The 16,841-nt window shown below is 70.0% G+C and carries 16 protein-coding genes; 5 read left to right on the plus strand and 11 right to left on the minus strand.

Going from position 1 to position 16,841, the window contains the following annotated elements:
- Window positions 1–4: 4 nt before the first annotated feature.
- The 4 genes from ABEA24_RS23540 to ABEA24_RS23555 all read right to left on the minus strand — a co-directional run bounded on the left by ABEA24_RS23540 (window position 5) and on the right by ABEA24_RS23555 (window position 4,390).
- Window positions 5–1,441: an aldehyde dehydrogenase family protein gene (locus tag ABEA24_RS23540; protein ID WP_345433160.1), complete on the minus strand. Its 1,437-nt coding sequence runs from the start codon at window positions 1,439–1,441 to the stop codon at window positions 5–7.
- Window positions 1,442–1,510: 69 nt separating this feature from the next.
- Window positions 1,511–2,425 carry an alpha/beta fold hydrolase gene (locus ABEA24_RS23545; protein ID WP_345433161.1) on the minus strand — a complete coding sequence of 305 codons (915 nt, stop codon included), beginning with the start codon at window positions 2,423–2,425 and terminating at the stop codon, window positions 1,511–1,513.
- Window positions 2,426–2,535: 110 nt separating this feature from the next.
- A complete protein-coding gene (locus ABEA24_RS23550; protein ID WP_345433162.1) occupies window positions 2,536–3,585 on the minus strand; it encodes an ATP-dependent DNA ligase in 1,050 nt (349 codons plus the stop codon).
- Window positions 3,586–3,679: 94 nt separating this feature from the next.
- On the minus strand, window positions 3,680–4,390 hold the full coding sequence (locus tag ABEA24_RS23555; protein WP_345433163.1) for a pyrimidine reductase family protein: 711 nt from the start codon (window positions 4,388–4,390) through the stop codon (window positions 3,680–3,682).
- A 106-nt stretch (window positions 4,391–4,496) separates the two neighbouring features.
- Between ABEA24_RS23555 and ABEA24_RS23560 the strand changes: the two genes are divergently transcribed.
- Window positions 4,497–4,907: a hypothetical protein gene (locus tag ABEA24_RS23560; protein WP_345433164.1), complete on the plus strand. Its 411-nt coding sequence runs from the start codon at window positions 4,497–4,499 to the stop codon at window positions 4,905–4,907.
- Between the two features lie 81 nt (window positions 4,908–4,988).
- On the opposite strand, the gene glgX is transcribed toward ABEA24_RS23560, so the two are convergent.
- Together glgX and ABEA24_RS23570 are read right to left on the minus strand one after the other, a co-directional pair.
- Window positions 4,989–7,097, minus strand: coding sequence for a glycogen debranching protein GlgX (gene glgX, locus ABEA24_RS23565; protein ID WP_345433165.1), 2,109 nt, complete (start codon window positions 7,095–7,097; stop codon window positions 4,989–4,991).
- A gap of 288 nt (window positions 7,098–7,385) precedes the next feature.
- A complete protein-coding gene (locus tag ABEA24_RS23570) occupies window positions 7,386–7,937 on the minus strand; it encodes a TetR/AcrR family transcriptional regulator (protein WP_345433166.1) in 552 nt (183 codons plus the stop codon).
- Between ABEA24_RS23570 and ABEA24_RS23575 the strand changes: the two genes are divergently transcribed.
- Window positions 7,896–8,324 carry an SDR family NAD(P)-dependent oxidoreductase gene (locus tag ABEA24_RS23575; RefSeq protein ID WP_345433167.1) on the plus strand — a complete coding sequence of 143 codons (429 nt, stop codon included), beginning with the start codon at window positions 7,896–7,898 and terminating at the stop codon, window positions 8,322–8,324. The two genes, ABEA24_RS23570 and ABEA24_RS23575, sit on opposite strands and share 42 nt — an antisense overlap.
- Window positions 8,325–8,473: 149 nt before the next feature.
- Here the strand turns inward: ABEA24_RS23575 and ABEA24_RS23580 are convergent, their stop codons facing one another.
- Window positions 8,474–9,124: an NAD(P)-dependent oxidoreductase gene (locus ABEA24_RS23580; protein ID WP_345433169.1), complete on the minus strand. Its 651-nt coding sequence runs from the start codon at window positions 9,122–9,124 to the stop codon at window positions 8,474–8,476.
- 100 nt (window positions 9,125–9,224) lie between these two features.
- Here ABEA24_RS23580 and ABEA24_RS23585 point away from each other — a divergent pair, with 100 nt between their 5' ends.
- Complete coding sequence (locus ABEA24_RS23585; protein ID WP_345433170.1) at window positions 9,225–9,605, plus strand: winged helix-turn-helix transcriptional regulator; 381 nt, start codon at window positions 9,225–9,227, stop codon at window positions 9,603–9,605.
- Here ABEA24_RS23585 and ABEA24_RS23590 read toward each other — a convergent pair.
- Window positions 9,590–10,903, minus strand: a complete 1,314-nt coding sequence (locus tag ABEA24_RS23590) for an MFS transporter (RefSeq protein WP_345433171.1) — start codon at window positions 10,901–10,903, stop codon at window positions 9,590–9,592. The genes ABEA24_RS23585 and ABEA24_RS23590 overlap by 16 nt on opposite strands.
- Before the next feature lie 125 nt (window positions 10,904–11,028).
- Here ABEA24_RS23590 and ABEA24_RS53645 point away from each other — a divergent pair, with 125 nt between their 5' ends.
- Together ABEA24_RS53645 and ABEA24_RS23595 are read left to right on the plus strand one after the other, a co-directional pair.
- Window positions 11,029–11,106, plus strand: a complete 78-nt coding sequence (locus ABEA24_RS53645) for a putative leader peptide (protein WP_360890854.1) — start codon at window positions 11,029–11,031, stop codon at window positions 11,104–11,106.
- 239 nt (window positions 11,107–11,345) lie between these two features.
- Window positions 11,346–13,403, plus strand: coding sequence for a zinc ribbon domain-containing protein (locus ABEA24_RS23595; protein WP_345433172.1), 2,058 nt, complete (start codon window positions 11,346–11,348; stop codon window positions 13,401–13,403).
- A 267-nt stretch (window positions 13,404–13,670) separates the two neighbouring features.
- Here ABEA24_RS23595 and ABEA24_RS23600 read toward each other — a convergent pair whose 3' ends face one another.
- The 3 genes from ABEA24_RS23600 to ABEA24_RS23610 form a co-directional block, all read right to left on the minus strand.
- Window positions 13,671–14,867 carry a phosphodiester glycosidase family protein gene (locus ABEA24_RS23600; RefSeq protein WP_345433173.1) on the minus strand — a complete coding sequence of 399 codons (1,197 nt, stop codon included), beginning with the start codon at window positions 14,865–14,867 and terminating at the stop codon, window positions 13,671–13,673.
- A gap of 168 nt (window positions 14,868–15,035) precedes the next feature.
- Window positions 15,036–16,148 carry a glycoside hydrolase family 53 protein gene (locus ABEA24_RS23605; RefSeq protein ID WP_345433174.1) on the minus strand — a complete coding sequence of 371 codons (1,113 nt, stop codon included), beginning with the start codon at window positions 16,146–16,148 and terminating at the stop codon, window positions 15,036–15,038.
- A gap of 192 nt (window positions 16,149–16,340) precedes the next feature.
- On the minus strand, window positions 16,341–16,829 hold the full coding sequence (locus tag ABEA24_RS23610) for a DUF6194 family protein (protein WP_345433175.1): 489 nt from the start codon (window positions 16,827–16,829) through the stop codon (window positions 16,341–16,343).
- Window positions 16,830–16,841 lie beyond the last annotated feature (12 nt).

Below are 16,841 nucleotides of genomic sequence, written 5' to 3' on the forward strand. Positions count from 1 at the left end.
ACGCTTAGGTCTCGATGATGCAGGACTTCTCGCGGGTGTTGGCCAGTACGGAGTCGTGGCCGTAGCCGCTGTCCTTGAGGCCCTCGAACGGCAGGCCCGGCGGCATCTTCCGGAAGGTGTTCACCCACACCGTGCCGGCCTCGACGTCCCGGCACATGCGGTGCGCGCGGCCCAGGTCCCGCGTCCACACACCCGCCGCCAGGCCGTACGCCGAGTCGTTGGCGATCGCGACCACCTCCTCCTCGGTGTCGAACGGCAGCGCCACGGCGACCGGGCCGAAGATCTCCTCCTGGCAGACGCGCAGCCCGTTGTCCTCGGTCGTGAACAGGGTCGGCTCGACCCAGTAACCGCCCGCGTACGCCTCGTCGACGATCTCGCCGCCCGAGCGCCCGCCGAACACAAGTTCCGCGCCCTCCTTGGCGCCGATCTCCAGGTAGCCCGTGACGCGCTGGAACTGCTCCGCGGAGACGATCGGCCCCATCGTCGTCTCCTCCGACAGCGGATCGCCGAGGCGGATTCCGCGGGCGATGGCGGTCATCCGGTCGATCATCTCGTCGAAGATCGGCCGCTGGATGAGGATCCGTGACCCGGCCACGCACACCTGGCCCGCGTTGGCGGTGAAGATGCTCTGGGTGGTCACGCCGAGGGCCGCGCGGTCCAGGTCGGCGTCGGCGAACACGATGTTGGGCGACTTACCGCCGAGCTCGAAGGCGAGCGGTTTAAGGGCGTCCGTGCTGGCCCGAGTGATCAGCTTGGCCGTCTCGGTGGAGCCGGTGAGGCTGATCCGGTTCACGCCGGGATGGCGGACGAGGGCGTCGCCGACCTCCTCGCCCAGCCCGGAGACGATGTTGAGCACGCCGGGCGGGAACACCTCGCGCAGCAACTCGCCGAGGCGCAGCGTCGACGCGGTCGCCTGTTCGGCGGGCTTGATGACGACGGTGTTGCCGGCGGCCAGCGCGAACGCGGCCTTCGCCGAGAACGTGGAGATGGGGGAGTTCCACGGGATGATCCCGACGACCACGCCGTAGGGGACCCGGCGGGTGAAGCCCATGCTGCCCGGCCCGAGGATGACGGTCTTGCCCTCGACGGCGGCCGCGCACTCGGCGGCGGCCAGCTGCCACAGGTACGTCATGCCGGGCACGTCGCGCTTGGAGGTCTCGGTGATGATGCGGCCGTTGTCGCGGGTCTCGAGCTCGGCCAGCTCCCGGGCGTTGGCGGCGAAGACGCCGGCGACCTTGCGGAGGACGTGCGCCCGGCCGGCGGCCGGCATCGCCGACCAGGCGGGGAACGCCGCGCGGGCGGCGGCCACCGCCGCGTCCGCGTCGTCGGCCGTGCTGCGCGGGATCCTCGCCCACACCGTCCCGGTCGCGGGGTCGACCGAGTCGAGCATGCGATCGGTCCCGCGCGGTTCGCCGCCGATCAGGTTCGAGAATTCCCGCATCGTGATCCCTTCTCCACGCGCGACCTCCGCGCGACCGATCTTCGGCCGCGCACGGCCGTCGGCCTGAACCTAGCCAAGCGTACGCTTGGTTGTGGTCATTGGAGAAGCGTCCTTCCATGCGCTGTCGAGGAAGCCGGCGACGAGCGGGGCGATCTCCGGCAGGTGAGTCTCGAGGGCGAAGTGCCCGGTGTCGAAGAGGTGCAGCTCGGCATCGGGCACGTCGCGCAGATAGGCGTGGGCGCCGGGCTCGGGGAAGAACGGGTCGCCGACGCCCCAGGTGATCAGCGTCGGCGGAGTGTGCTCGCGCAGCCACGCCTGCCAGCGGTCGTAGCGCTCGACGTTGGAGTGGTAGTCGAACGCCAGCGCCACCTGCGCGTCCTTACGGCCCGGCAGGTCGAGGAAGTGCTGGTCGAGGGTCCAGCCGTCCGGGGCGAGCAGTTCGGGGTCCGCGACGCCGGTCTCGTACTGGCCGCGGGTGCCGGACGGGGTCAGCAGGCCGCGGATGGTGTCCTCGGCGCCGGGCATGTCGGGGCGCAGGGCGATGAAGTCGCGGGCGACGTCCGACAGACCCTCGGCGTAGGCGTTGCCGTTCTGGACGACCAGGCCGGCGATCCACTCGGGGTGCCGCTCGGCGAGGCGGAACCCGACCGGCGCGCCGAAGTCAAAGACGTACATGACGAACCGGGACAGACCGAGCCGCTGGACGAACCCCTCGGTGACGTCGGCGAGCCGATCGAAGGAGTAGGCGAAGTCCTCGGGGGCCTCGGTGAGCCCGAACCCGGGGTAGTCGGGGGCGATGAGCCGGTGGTCGGCGCCGAGCGCGTCGATCAGGCGGCGGTACTGGTGTGAGGCCGACGGGAAGCCGTGCAACAGCAGCAGCACGGGCGCGTCGGGCCGGTCGGGGAGCGACTCGCGGTAGAAGACGCGGACACCGTCGACGTCGATCTGGCGGTGGACGGTACGGGCGACAGGGAGCACCGGCATGACTAACGCCTCTCTTCACTGAAGATGCATTAGTTATATCGACTGCCGCACTAATGCGTCAATCATTAAAAGATGCATTAGTGGACCGGTGCTCCGGGCTCGTACCGCGGTCAGCCGCCGAGGATGTCGTCCAGGTCGTACGCCACCGGGACCTCGAGCTGGTCGTAACCGCAGGACTCCGGCGTACGGTCCGTCCGCCAGCGCCGGAACCGCGCGGTGTGGCGGAACCGGCGGCCCTCCATCTGGTCGTAGGCGACCTCACAGACGAGCTCCGGCCGCAGGGCCACCCACGACAGGTCCTTCTTGCCGGTCCACCGGCTGATCGCGCCCGGCATGCGGTCGACCGTCGCCTCCGTCTGCTCGGCCCATCCGGCCCACGGGTGACCGGTGAGGTCCGTGACCCGGTAGGGCTCCAGCTCCTCCACCAGCTCCTGGCGGCGCTTCATCGGGAACGACGCGGAGACGCCGACGTGCTGGAGCCGGTCCCCGTCGTACAGACCGAGCAGCAGTGAGCCGACGATCGGGCCGGACTTGTGCCAGCGGAAGCCCGCGACGACACAGTCGGCGGTGCGGTCGTGCTTCACCTTGAACATCGCCCGCCGGTCCGGTTCGTACGGCCCGTCCAGCGGCTTGGCGACCACGCCGTCCAGCCCCGCGCCCTCGAACTCCTCGAACCAGCGCAGGCCCACGTCGTACGCGTCGGTGGCGGGCGTGACGTGCACCGGGGCCTTCGCCCCCGCGAGCGCCGCGGTGAGCCGGCCGCGCCGGTCACCGAACGGGGTCTCCATCAGCGACTCGTCGCCGAGCGCGAGCAGGTCGAAGGCGACGAAGCTCGCCGGGGTCTCCTCGGACAGCAGCTTGATCCGCGAGGCGGCCGGGTGGATCCGCTGCTGCAGGGAGTCGAAGTCGAGGACGTGCCCCTTCCGCAGGACGATCTCTCCGTCGAGGACGCACCGCTCCGGCAGTTCGCGGCGGAAGCCTTCGACCAGCTCCGGGAAGTAGCGATCCAGCGGCTTGCCGTTGCGGCCGTAGATCGCCACCTCGTCACCGTCGCGGAACACGACCGCCCGGAACCCGTCCCACTTCGGCTCGTAGAGCAGATCCCCCCGCGGCAGCTCCTTGACGGCCTTGGCCAGCATCGGCGCCAGCGGCGGGCTCACGGGCAACTCCATGACCTGACCCCCTCGTGGGAAGACGATCCCCCTGTTATAGACCACGCCTACGACAGCGGCGCCATCGCGGGCGCGGCCCTTCTCACCTGCGTGTATAGCGGAGGAACAGGAAGTCCTCCTCCTCCAGGACGTGCCCGAGACGCAGCGGCGTCGATGCCGGGCCCGGGCCGTTGATGATCCGGGCCGCGTCGCCGGCCGTGATCTGCGGGCTGACGGTGAGGCACAGTTCGTCGAGCCGCCCCGCCGCGACGAACTGGGCGAGCAGCCGCGGACCGCCCTCGGTCAGCTGGCGGGTGAACCCCCGCTCGGCCAGCGCGTCCAGCGCGGCGGCGACGTCGACCGTCTCCTCACCGGCGACGATCACCTCGGTGTGCTTCTCACAGCCGCGGCGCCGGTCGTCCGGAGCCGACGCGCACGTGATGACCATGGTGGGGCTGAGCGCCTCGGTGAAGAGCGGGGCGTCGAAGTCGAGTTCGAGCGAGCGCGACACGATGGCCAGCGGCGGCGCCAGCGCACGGCCCGTACGGAGCTCTCTCCACGAGTCGTGGGGCTGGACGGGGCCGTAGCCTTCGACGCGGACGGTCGAGGCGCCCACGACGACGACGTCGGCCAGTCCGCGCAGCAGGGACAGCAGCCGCCGGTCGGCCGCACTGCCCAGACCGCCCGACTTGCCCCCGGACGTCGCCGCCCCGTCCGCGCTGGCCACCATGTTGCCCCGGAGCCAGGGAGTGGTCTCCGGATAGGCGTACGCCTCCGTGAGCTCGACGAGATCGGATGGTTCTAGTCGTCGCATGGCACCAGGGTGGCACAGCGGCCGGTTCGTGACGGGATCGCGCTCTTTGCGCAGTGTCGTTTAAACGAGACTTGCCGTGGGACAACGGTTAAGAGGGGTGAAAGGCGTGAAGATCGCCGCATTGGTGATGTGGATACTGACCGCCATCGCAGGCTCCTACCTCCTGTTCATCTGGCTCGCCAACGGCGGCCTGCGGCAGCAGGCCACCAAGATCACCCGTTTTCCCGCCGCCTTGGTCCTCGGCCATCCCGCGCTCGCCGTCGTGGCACTGGCGACGTGGGTGGAGTTCCTGCTGACCGCCCGGACCGTCTACGCGTGGAGCGCCTTCGGCGCGCTCGCGGTCGTGGCGCTGCTGGGCTTCACCCTGCTGACCCGGTGGCTCACGGGACGCGGCGGCAAGCACGCGCGCGGCGCGGAACAGAGCTTCCCGCTGATCGCCGTGCTCGCCCACGGCACGGTCGCCATCCTGACGTTCGTGCTCGTGCTGCTCACCGCCATCAAGGTCAGCCGCGGCTGACGGCCTTCGCCACAAGCCGGCCACATACCAAGGCACGTCACCGACCGGCCGAGCCTCAGGCCGGCCGGTGCCGGGCCGGTCTCAGCCCGAGACGACCCGGCGCAGCAGCACCAGGGCCCGGTCGGTGACCTCGAGCCGGTCGTTGGCCTTGACGGGTCCGCGCTCGGCCGGTTTCGACAGCGAGGTGTCGAGCACGACCTCCCACCGCTCGCCGAAGCGCTCGTCGGGAATGCGGAACACGATGCCGTCGGAGTGCGCGTTCAGCAGCAGCAGGAACGAATCGTCCCGGACCCGCTGCCCGCGTGGGTCCGGCTCGGTGATCGCGTCCCCATTGAGGTACACCGCGACCGCCTTGGCGTATCCGATGTTCCAGTCCGCGTCGGTCATCTCCGCCCCCGCGGGCGTGAGCCAGCCGATGTCGCGCTGCCCGTCCAGCTCGCCGCCCTGGGTGCGCCCCTGGAAGAACCGCCGCCGCCGGAACACCGGGTGCTCGCTGCGCAGCCGCGACACCGTACGGACGAAGTCGACGAGGTCCTCGTCTCCGTCCCAGGAGACCCAGGCCAGCTCGTTGTCCTGGCAGTAGGCGTTGTTGTTGCCGCGCTGCGTGCGGTTCAGCTCGTCGCCGTGCGACAGCATGGGCACGCCCTGGGAGAGGAAGAGCGTGGCGATGAGGTTGCGCTGCTGCCGGGCGCGCAACGCCCTGATCGCCGGGTCGTCCGTCTCGCCCTCGACGCCGTGGTTCCAGGAGCGGTTGTCGTCGGTGCCGTCGCGGTTGTTCTCGCCGTTCGCCTCGTTGTGCTTGCGGTCGTACGAGACGAGGTCGCGCAGCGTGAAGCCATCGTGGCAGGTGACGAAGTTGATGGAGGCGAGCGGCCGGCGGCCGTCGTCGGCGTACAGGTCGCTGGAGCCGGTCAGGCGCGAGGCGAACTCCTGCAGCGCCGGCTGGCCGCGCCAGAAGTCGCGGACCGAGTCGCGGTACTTGCCGTTCCACTCGGTCCACAGCGGCGGGAAGTTGCCGACCTGGTAACCGCCCTCGCCGACGTCCCACGGCTCGGCGATCAACTTCACCTGGGACACGATCGGGTCCTGCTGGACCAGGTCGAAGAACGCCGACAGCCGGTCCACGTCGTGGAACTCCCGCGCCAGCGCCGACGCCAGGTCGAACCGGAACCCGTCCACGTGCATCTCGGTGATCCAGTACCGCAGCGAGTCCATGATCAGCTGGAGTGCGTGCGGGTGCCGGCCGTTGAGGCTGTTGCCGCAGCCGGTGTAGTCCAGGTTGTACCGCTTGTCGGTGTCGCGGAGCCGGTAGTAGGCCGCGTTGTCGATCCCGCGGAAACTGAGCGTGGGACCCAGGTGGTCGCCCTCGGCGGTGTGGTTGTAGACCACGTCGAGGATCACCTCGATGCCCGCCTCGTGCAGGGTCCGCACCATCGCCTTGAACTCCAGGACCTGCTCACCGAGCTGCCCGGACGAGGAGTAGGCGTTGTGCGGGGCGAGGAACCCGATCGTGTTGTAGCCCCAGTAGTTCGCCAGGCCGCGCGCCACCAGCGCGTGCTCGGAGACGAACTGGTGCACCGGCATCAGCTCGATCGCCGTGACGCCCAGCTCTTTGAGGTGATCGATCATCGCCGGGTGGGCCAGCCCCGCGTAGGTGCCGCGCTGGCCCTCCGGGATCGCCGGATGCAGTTGTGTGAGCCCCTTGACGTGCGCCTCGTAGATCACCGTCTCGTGGTACGGCGTCCGCGGCGCGCGGTCGTCGCCCCAGTCGAAGAACGGATTGATCACCACGTTCTTCGGCATGTACGGGGCGCTGTCCTCGCCGTTGAGCTCCGTCGGGGCGGCGAACCGGTAGGAGAAGAGGGACTCGTGCCACCGCACGTCGCCGTCGACCGCCTTGCCGTACGGGTCCAGCAGCAGCTTGGCGGGGTTGCACCGGTCGCCCTGGGCCGGGTCGTACGGTCCGTGCACCCGGTAGCCGTACCGCTGACCCGGACCGATCCCGGGGAGATAGCCGTGCCAGACGAAGCCGTCCGCCTCGGGCAGGGCGTGGCGCGTCTCGGTGCCGTCCTCGTCGAACAGGCACAGCTCGACACGCTGTGCCACCTCCGAGAACAGCGCGAAGTTCGTGCCGGTGCCGTCCCAGGTGGCACCCAGCGGGTAAGGGGTGCCCGGCCAGACCTCCTGCATCGTTCTCCTCGGTGTCCACGGACAAGACTCATCGATTGTTGCCGCACCTCGGCCGATACGCGAATGGCGCGCCCGGGAACGGCCGAGAGCGGTGCCGTCCGGCCATCGCGGAGCACCCACCCTTCCCGGCACTCGTCGTTCTCCCGGCGTTCGCCAGGCATGCACTCTATGTGTAGACGCGAACGCTCAGGGCGGGGATGCCGAAACCACGTCCCCGCCCATCCCGCCCGGGGAGCCGTCACCGCCGGACCGCTCCACGACCGGCGGATTCGCGGGCGGGCGGGTGCGTCACTCCAGGCGGACCACACCGGCGAGCAGGGCGATGAGGGCTCCGTCCAGGTCGGCGAGGCCGACGCCCAGGCGGCTCGCCATGGCGTCACAGGCCGGGAAGCCGGTGACGGCTCCGACGGCGGCGACGGCGTGGTCCGCGTCGAACGCCGGCTGGAGCCGGTCCGTCACGGCCAGGCGGTACACGAACCCGGCGATCTGGTCGTAGCGCCACCGCTCCCGGTCGTCGATCAGCCGCTGCGCCTCCGGCGCGACGGCGGACAGGCTCACGAGCCGGCGCAACAGGTCCGGATCGGTGCCCCAGAACCGGCAGAACTCGCGCACCATCGCCCGGAACGCCTCCACGGGGTCGGCAAGCGCGGCGGCGTCGCCGACCGCGGTGACGACCTGGGCGCGTTGGGCGAGGTCCTCGGCGATGGCGTCCAGGAGTCCCAGCTTGGACCCGAACCGGCGGTAGATCGTGACGCGGGTGACCTCGGCCGCCGCGGCGACGTCTTCCAGACTCAGCCGGTGATAGCCCCGCTCGACGAGGAGCCGGCGTCCGGCGGCCACGACGTTGCGGCGGGTCCGTTCGACGCCTGCCGCGCGCAGGCCCGCGCGCGCGTCGTGAACGTCTCCAGCACGACCGCGTCACTCGCCCTGACCGGCGACGGCACGGACTTCGGCGGCGACGCCGGCCGGCGGCTCGCGTACGCGACCTCGAAGACGGTCTTGAACATGCTGACGCTCCAGTACGCCCGGGCGTTCGCGGCGGATCCCACTCTGGCGCACATCCGGATCAACGCGGTCACCCCCGGCTACACGGCGACGGACATGACCGGCCACCAGGGCACGCGTACCGTCGCGGAGGGCGCCCGGGTCATCGTCGAGTTCGCCACGCTCTCCGCCGACGGCCCGAGCGGCGGCTTCTTCAACGACCAGGGACCCGTGCCGTGGTGACCGCCCGTACGGCGCGGACGGTGGCTTCTTCGAGGACGACGGGACCGGTGCCGCGGTGACCGCTCGTACGGCCCGGTGGTGACCGCTCGTACGGCGCGGCCGGTCACCTCGCCGGGCGACCGGCCGCGTTCGGACGGGGGTACGAGGGATCAGACGGCGGCGGCGGTGAAGCGCGCGCCGATGTACTGCGGCTTCTCGATCTCGTCCACCAGGGCGGCGGCATAGTCCTCGTAGGAGATGCGGCTGTCCCCGGCCGCGTCGGTGACCAGCCGGTCGGCGTCGGTCCGGTAGCCGCCGGTACGGGTGCCGGGGCCGATCTCCGCGGCGGGGCTGAAGTAGGTCCACTTCACGTCGGGCACCGTGCGGTAGTAGGCGAGCACCTCGGCCTGCGCGGTGGCGTCCGGCCGGTACGCCTCGGGGAAGTCCGGAAGGTCGAGGACCCGCGTGCCGGGGGCGATCTCCAGGCTGCCCGCGCCACCGACCACGATGAGGCGCGGCGCCTCATCGCCCAGGCCGCGTAGGGCCTCGACGTACGCCTCGGCGGCCCGCTGGTACACCCCCGAGTCCTTTCCGGCGCTGCCGAGCGCGCTCACGACGACGTCGTGGCCGCGGACGGTCTCGGCGATCGTCTTGGGGTCGAAGACGTCGGTGACCGCCGCCACCTCGAGCGCCTCCGGGCGGTCGCCGAGTTTGGCCGGGTCGCGGACGACGGCCGTGACCTCGTGGCCGCGATTCAGGGCCTCCCGCACGATGCTGCCGCCGATGTTCCCCGTCGCGCCCACTACTGCGATCTTCGCCATGGTCTCTCCCTGATCGATTCGGTCTCGCTGCCTTCAACGGGCCAGGTGGGCGGTTGATTTCCAACGGATATCAGTGTCTTTGAAGACCTATAGTGTCCTCATGGATACCAACGCGGTGGCGGTCGCGGTCAGGGGAGATCTCGACGACCCGGACTGCCCCACCCGGCAGGTGATCGACCGGATCGGCGACAAGTGGAGCGTCCTGGTCATCCTGCACCTGGCGCGGGGCGAGCTGCGGTTCACCGAGCTGCGCGAAAGCGTGCGCGGGGTGACCCCGAAGGTCCTCACGCGCACGCTTCGCGCCCTCGAACGCGACGGCCTCGTCAGCCGCCGGGTCTACGCGGAGGTGCCGCCCCGCGTCGAGTACGCGCTGACCGACCTCGGCCGGAGCCTGATCGGCCCGCTGGACGTCCTCCGCGCGTGGGCGGAGGAGAACATCACGGCCATCGCCCGCTCCCGCGAGCGCTACGACGTCGCCTGACCAGGTTCGGCCACGGGGGCCTGGACCGGACTCTCGGTGTCCGGCGGTGCGGTGGGAGCGCTGCCGAACTCCACGCCGTGTGCCTCGCGCCCGAACGCGGTCAGCAGGACCACCGCCAGGAGCGTCGGCGCCACCACGACCCCGAACGCGAATGAGTACCCGTGCGAGTCGGCCAGGCGCTCCTGGAGCGGAAGGTTGATGGCGGCGAGCAGGTTGCCGAGCTGGTAGGTGACGCCGGGGTAGAAGCCGCGGATGGCGTCGGGTGACATCTCGGTGAGATGGGCGGGGATGACGCCCCAGGCGCCCTGGACGAAGAACTGCATCAGGAAGGCGCTGATCGCCAGGAGCGCCGTGCTCTTGGAGTAGGCGAACAACGGCACCACCAGCAGCGCGAGCATGGCGGAGCCGACGATGGCCCGGCGCCGCCCGAAACGCTGAGAGAGCGTGCCACAGAGGACGCCGCCGAGGATGGCGCCGATGTTGTAGATCACCGCGATGCCGACCGCGTAGTGCGGGGAGTGGTGCAGCCCCTTCTTCAAAAAGGTCGGGTAGACGTCCTGCGTGCCGTGGCTCATGAAGTTGAAGGCCGTCATGAGCAGCACCAGGTAGAAGAACCGGATCAGTACCTTCCGGTCGAAGAAGACCTTGCGCAGCGGCGTGCGCGTCATCTGCAGCCGGGCGTTGGTGCGCTCCCAGACCTCCGACTCGCCCACGCGGTAGCGCACCCACAGCGCGATGAGCGCGGGCACCGCCCCGAAGATGAACAGGCCGCGCCAGCCGAACAGCGGGGTGATCGCGAAGTAGGCGAGCGCCGCCACCAGGTAGCCCGCGGGGTAGCCGACCTGGAGCATGCCGGAGTAGAAGCCGCGCTTCTCCGGCGGGATCTTCTCCATCGCCAGGGAGACGCCCAGCCCCCACTCGCCGCCCATGCCGATGCCGTACAGGAAGCGCAGGATGAGCAGCATCGTCAGCGAGGTCGAGAACCCGGAGATCATCTCGATGAGCGAGTAGAAGATGACGTCGGCCATGAGGGGGAGCCGCCGGCCGACCTTGTCCGCCCATAGCCCGAACAGGTACGCGCCGAGCGGCCGGGCTATGAGGGTCAGCGTCGTCGCGACGGTGACCTTCTCCGCCGACGTGCCGAAGTCCTTGGCGACCTCGGTGATGACGAAGACGAGAAGGAAGTAGTCGAACGCGTCCATCATCCAGCCGAGGAATGCCGCGAGGAACGCGTTCCGCTGGTCGCGGTCGAGGCCGCCGGCCTGGTCGCGGATGTCGCCGAGCAGGGGTATGCCCATGTCTGGTCCTTTGTCCGGTCCGTCGATCCCCCGGCGGATCTTTACCCACGGATGGGGAAATCAATTCCCTGCTAAATCGGTAGGGAAGGTTGACTAGCCCGGTATCGGCATGTTTGCATCTGTTTATGCGCGTCCGGCCCGCTCTCACCCGCCGGCGGCACGTCGACCTGGTCCGTGTCGCCGCCGCCCGCTGTCGCGGCTGACGATCTCGCCGATCTCCCTTCGCCAGGCTCATAGGTTTCCTTAGGAATCCGAAATATTGCGAAGCGGTAAGGGTGCGAGTTGCTGTGGTCGCTCAAGATGGCGAAAGCGTGCGTCGCCAGTGGGCGGTCGGCACCTTGACGGGATGATCTCGCTCGGATTTTCGAATCACCGGGCGGAATGCGGATACAGGTCGCTACTGTGCGTACATGCTTGGTCGCGTGTCGTCCGTTCGTGTCGCATGAGCCGGAAACTTCGGTTGGCCGCCGGTCAGGTGGCCCGGACCGCGACCGCCCACGCGCTATTGCGCGGCGGGGTGGATGAGAAGACCGGAGAGGCCCTGACGGCGCGGGTGGTGGCCGAGCGGGTGGGCTGGGCCACGGGCCTGGTTGCTGGGATGACCGCCAGCCTATTGGCCGGGCACTGGAATGCCGACGACGTGGCCGTTCTGGCCACCGGGATGGATGGTGCGGGCCGTGTCTTGCCGTCGAATGCGTGGATGGCGTTGCGCCGCTTGGGCTGGGGCGTAACCGTCCCAGGCGGGGTCAAGGTCAATGACCGGATCATGCGGATGGCTCAAGAACAGGCCGGACGGATCCTGCGCGGCGCGCAGCACCGCGCCGAGATGGTCGCGGGGATCCTGGCGACCTGGCCCGCCGACCCCGCCAAACGCACCCTGGCCGAATGGGACGCCGTCCGCGAGGCGATCCCCGACGGCAGGGCCCTGCCCGCCGGCGTGGTCAAAGCGCGCACCAGGCAGATCACCGCCTTTGTCGACGCTCATGGGCGGCTTCCGGCCGATGTGTTCGACCTGGAAGATACGCCGCGCGTGGCGCGAATGCTGGTTTTGGCCGCAGTGGACCGGCAGCAGGCCACCCTGGAACGCGCCGACGATGACCCAGCGAGGGTGTTGCTGCGGCTGCAGTTGCCCGTCCGTCCGGATCCGTGCTCGTATGTCGACTGGGCCTGGGTCGCCTGCCCACTCACTCTGCCGCCCACCGTGCCCGCTGGCGCGGTGCTGCACCTGCCCACACTCCGGCCCACCACTGGGCCGGCCGGTGGCAAAGTGTATGCCGACCTGGCGTTCTCCCGCGCCGTCCCCAAAGCCGAACCGAAGGGTCACACGACGGCGCTGGGCATCGACTGGGGTCTGAACACCCTGCTCAGTGCGGGGGCTTGTCGTTTGCGTCCCGATGGCACCATCACCGCGTTGGGGGCCGGGGCGATGTTCCGGGCCGGTGGGGTGATGGCCCGCCAGCACCGGCTGCGCCGCTACGGCGAACACCTGCACGCCAAAACCGATGCCTACGAACGCCTCATCGGCAGCCAGGAGGACCACCACCTGGTCGCCAAGCACGCAGTATTGACGGCCGAACGCCGGCACGTCGCCGACCGCCGTACAGGTTTGAACGACGCGCTCGCTTGGTCGGCCGCGCGCTGGGCAGTGGACCAGGCGATCGCCGCCGGGGCGAGTGTGATCTATGTGGAGGATCTGCGGTCGATGGAGGCCAAGGGCATGGGCCGCACCCTCAACACCCGCCTCTCCCAGGCCGTGCGCGGACAGATCGTCGGCAACATGCGGCACCTGGCCGCCGAGACCGGCATCGCCGTCGTCACCGTCCCACCGAAGAACACTTCCAAGCACTGCCCGCAGTGTCTGATGCCGCTGCGGCACTGCAAAGCACCCGACCGCCCCGGCGAACCCGGGTGGAAATGGGCGATCTGCCCCGACCCTGACTGTGGCTGGCAAGGCGACCGCGACCACGGCGCATGGCGGCGCATCGCCGCCCGCGGCCTCACCCACCAGACCAAAACCATCGTCGTCGACCGTGCCACCGGCCAGATGGCCATCCCCCGCGTGATCGACGAACTCGAAGCGAGTGCGGTCGTCACGCCGACCGCGACTCTTAAGGCCAGTGGGGGTGACCGGTCCAAAGCCGGCCCCACCCCGCGCCGAACCTCACGCCCCGTGCCCAGGCGACGCAGGGCACCCTCCACCCCCAGCCTCCAAAGGCCGGCGGGTCAGCGTCCGGAGGGACACGCTCACACGGACCACAGACCGCCTCGGGCGGCCTGCCGGTACCAGGGCGTGCGAACGACTATCGTGCACACGATCAGCTCAACCATCCCCACCAGCCGGAACCGGCCACGGCACCGGCCCAAAGGAGCGGCGCTGGGCGCAGGTTTCCACCTACACGCCCACGCCACCCCACCTCGGGTGGACAGATCCCCCAGTCACAGCACCCAATTCAATGTGACTACGGATCCCGAAGCTGATCAGAGACGCTGCACCGGGTGACCGTCGCGGGCGACGTTCCGGTCGGCGTCGACGGCAGGGAGAGTCACGTCATCGAGGGCGACGAGGCACGTCACTACACGTCGGCCGTCGCCGCCTGACAGGCTCGGGACCCGGAGCGGCGGGGCTCCGGGTCCCGTCTCCATCGCGCGCCGACCCGGCGCCGGTGAACGGTCCGCGCCGTGCCGGCGGCTTCATACCGTCGGCGGAGCCGAGAAGCTCGGCGCCGCCGCGCCCGGCTCAGGCGGGCACGGCGGCGCCGGCCGACGCTCAGGGGCGGGTGAAGATCCCGATGCCGTTGGCGACCGCCCGCTCCGAGCCGTCCGCCGGGGTGTTGCGCACGGTCACGTACGGCTCGCCCGGCCCGCGTACGGCGAAGGTCGAGGAGCCGCCGCCGTCCATGTTCATCCCGTCGTCGGCGCCGACCTGGGCCAGGAACGCGGACAGTTCGGCGACGCTCATGCCGGCGCTGTTCGCGAGGCGGCCGTCGACGACGACCAGGTACAGCCGCCGGCCGTTCCGGCTCACTCCCGCACCGGTGCGCGGGGCCCGGGTGACGGCGTCCAGGCCCGTCAGGGGTGCGCCGTCGCGGAGGATCGGAAAGCCGCCGACCGCGAACCGCAGGTGTCCGCGGCCCGCGAGGTCGTACCGGACCCGTACGCGGTCGCCGGGCCGGAGACCGCGCAGGGTGTCGGCGCCCGCCTCCCGGCCGACCAGCACGGTCGTGTCCGCCGGGATCGGGCCCGCGCCGATCACGTCGCTCATCTGGGTCACGACGCCGCGCCGTACGGTCACCTCGGCGGCGTCGAGGCTGCACGGATCGCTTCGCACGGCGTCGGTGCCGCAGACCGCGCGGGCCCGCGAGGTCGCGCCCCAGTCGGCGGTGAAGGCGCCGATCCCGCCGACCGGCAGGGCGTACTGGTTCAGCCCGCGCAGTGGCAGCCTGCCGTGGCGGGTGCGGATCGAGCCGGTCAGGCGCAGGTTGGTCACGCGCGCCTCGTGGTCCCGGCCGACTCCGAGCACGTCCTGGGTCGACGTGCCCGGGGGCAGTGCCGGGCCGAACCGCTGCCCGTCGGGGACCGCCGCCTTCAGGTCGTGACCGTCGGCGATCTCCGGTCCGACCGACGATCCGGTCGGGACGATCCCCGGATGGGTCTCGCTGATGTTGAAGAAGTCGCCGTTGACCCCCGCCACCGCCTGCTGGGCGTTGGCCATGGCCGACACCGGTTCGCGCTGGGCGATCGCCGGGGGATGGAGCAACCCGACCCGTACGTGCGGGTCGTGCAGGTCGACCTCGAGCAGGTCACCGATGACCAGCCCGCCTGCGCTGTTCGTCTGGAACGTCCGGAACACCACTCCGGGCGCGACCCGCGTCGTACTCGTGTAAAGCGGTCCGTCCTCGGCGGACGCGGTGGCCGCACCCGCACCGGAGCACACCACCACCGCGGCCACGAATGTCGCAATCAACGACTTCCTCATCACGGGCCACGCCTTTCTCTGGGGTACCAGGGCAGGCTGATCATGACCTGAAGGCCGTGGCGGCGATATGACGCGCGGGTGAGGAGAGGCCGTCCCCGTCGGGTCCCGAGGATGACGAAGGCGCCCGCTCCGGTGTGGAACGGGCGTGGTCCCCGGCTACGGGGTCCAGCGGACGTTCGGGTTCACGTGGCCGGTCCAGTCGAAGACGGCCATGTTGTCCCAGCCGTCCCCGCTGCCCTGGATGTTCGCCGGATCCCAGCCGTTGCCGGGGACCGCGTACCAGGTCGGCTCCCAGTAGAAGACGCCGATCGCGCCGGCGTTACGGGCGGTGTTCTGCACGTCGGTGAAGTTGGTGGCCTGGCCCTCCCACGTCAGCGGGTAGCCCGAGCAGCCCGAGGTCACGGAGTTGGCCGTGCCGTCGGCATCCGCCGAGGTGAAGGGGTACGCCGTCTCGGCGACGACCACATCCTTGCCGTACCGGGACTTCACGTCGGCGATGACGTTGTAAAGATTGGCCAGCGAGCCGTGCCATATGCAGTAGTACGACAGGCCCGTGATGTCCCACTTGACGCCTTTGGCGGTGATCCCGTCGTAGAACCAGCGGGCGTGCTCGTCGCTGTCGGCGTCCGCGGTGTGAATGACGACCTTGGTCCCGCCGTTGCACGCCTTCGTCGCGTTGTAGCCCGCCTTGAGCAGCAGGCTGAGGTTCGTGAAGTTGTTGTTGATCACCTTGCCGTCGTCCCACAGCATGCCGACGTTGATCTCGTTGCCGATCTGCACGCTGTCCGGCGCGGTGCCCTGGGCCTTGAGGGCGGTGCAGACGTCGTAGGTGTGGTCGTACACGTCGGTCTGCAACTGGCTGATGGCGTGACCGGACCAGGCCGCGGGCTTGCGCTGGTGGCTCGGGTCGGCCCAGGTGTCCGAGTAGTGGAAGTCGATCAGCAGCCTGAGGCCCTTGGCCTTGACCGTCTTCGCGTACGCGAGCACCTTGGCCTTGTTGTCGTAGCCGCTGGCCGGGTTGTTCCAGACCCGCAGCCGGACGTAGTTCACGCCGAGGCCCTTGAGGATGTCGAGCGGGTCCCTCGCGTTCCCGCTCGCGTCGTAATACTTCGCGCCGAGGTCGAGGGCTCGCTGCGCGCTCGACACGTCGGCGCCGAGCATGGCGAGTGAGTTCGCCGCGGAGACGCGCGTGGGCGCGCTGAGCGTGATCGCCGACAGGATGAGCGCCGTGAGGACCTTCGCCGTGCAGCCTAGGCTGTACGCACTCATCCCGACCTCCTCTGACCGGGCCGTTACCGGCGACCCCGGCGCGGCTACAGGTCTGTCAGCGGTCACGGTAAGCGAACGTCAATAGCCGGGTAAACGGCTTTCATTCCCTTTCGTCGCTGGGCCGGTCAGCGGCGAGCGCCGGTGCGGATTCCCCGTCCCGAACGACCGCCGCTCCCGTACGGCGCGGGCGGTCTACGCCCGGCCGGGCTTCGGCCGGCGCCGGTCGAGCCGTTCGGCCTCCCGGGCGTGCGCTTCGCTCAGAAGGGAACGCGCCTGGTCGGCGGTCGCGTCACTGGGGTTGAGGACGCAGATCCAGCCCTGGGCGGCGTACACCGGGTGGGGGAGGAGCCGGTCGGTCACCGTGTAGTCGAAGTCGGCTCTGTGGTCGGCGTGCGCCGCGGGCGGGTGGCCGACGAGCTCTTCGAACTTCTTCCGGCCGACGGCGATGTTCAGCCGGAACACGCCGGGGCGGTTCAGGTCGGAGGCCGTGTCGAACCCGTCGTAGTCCTTGATCACGATCGTCGCGAACGGGAGCCGTTCGACGGGCCTGTCGCCGTCCGGGTCGTAGTAGAAGAACGTGTCGCCCCAGGCGATCTCCGGCGCTCCGGTGGCCTCGCTCGCGGTTTCCGCGGCCACCCCCGGCAAGCCGGCCACGAATTCGACGATGTCGTCCTGCGTCACGGCGTACGTCCC

This window comes from Actinoallomurus vinaceus (assembly GCF_039542055.1).
Taxonomy (GTDB): domain Bacteria; phylum Actinomycetota; class Actinomycetes; order Streptosporangiales; family Streptosporangiaceae; genus Actinoallomurus; species Actinoallomurus vinaceus.

Bases quoted from the DNA above. Each gene is read 5' to 3' on its own strand.
- ABEA24_RS23540 (WP_345433160.1), bottom strand. From the start codon at position 1,441: ATGCGGGAATTCTCGAACCTGATCGGCGGCGAACCGCGCGGGACCGAT.
- ABEA24_RS23545 (WP_345433161.1), bottom strand. From the start codon at position 2,425: ATGCCGGTGCTCCCTGTCGCCCGTACCGTCCACCGCCAGATCGACGTC.
- ABEA24_RS23555 (WP_345433163.1), bottom strand. From the start codon at position 4,390: ATGCGACGACTAGAACCATCCGATCTCGTCGAGCTCACGGAGGCGTAC.
- glgX (WP_345433165.1), bottom strand. From the start codon at position 7,097: ATGCAGGAGGTCTGGCCGGGCACCCCTTACCCGCTGGGTGCCACCTGG.
- ABEA24_RS23580 (WP_345433169.1), bottom strand. From the start codon at position 9,124: ATGGCGAAGATCGCAGTAGTGGGCGCGACGGGGAACATCGGCGGCAGC.
- ABEA24_RS23585 (WP_345433170.1), top strand. From the start codon at position 9,225: ATGGATACCAACGCGGTGGCGGTCGCGGTCAGGGGAGATCTCGACGAC.
- ABEA24_RS23590 (WP_345433171.1), bottom strand. From the start codon at position 10,903: ATGGGCATACCCCTGCTCGGCGACATCCGCGACCAGGCCGGCGGCCTC.
- ABEA24_RS53645 (WP_360890854.1), top strand. From the start codon at position 11,029: ATGCGCGTCCGGCCCGCTCTCACCCGCCGGCGGCACGTCGACCTGGTC.
- ABEA24_RS23595 (WP_345433172.1), top strand. From the start codon at position 11,346: ATGAGCCGGAAACTTCGGTTGGCCGCCGGTCAGGTGGCCCGGACCGCG.
- ABEA24_RS23605 (WP_345433174.1), bottom strand. From the start codon at position 16,148: ATGAGTGCGTACAGCCTAGGCTGCACGGCGAAGGTCCTCACGGCGCTC.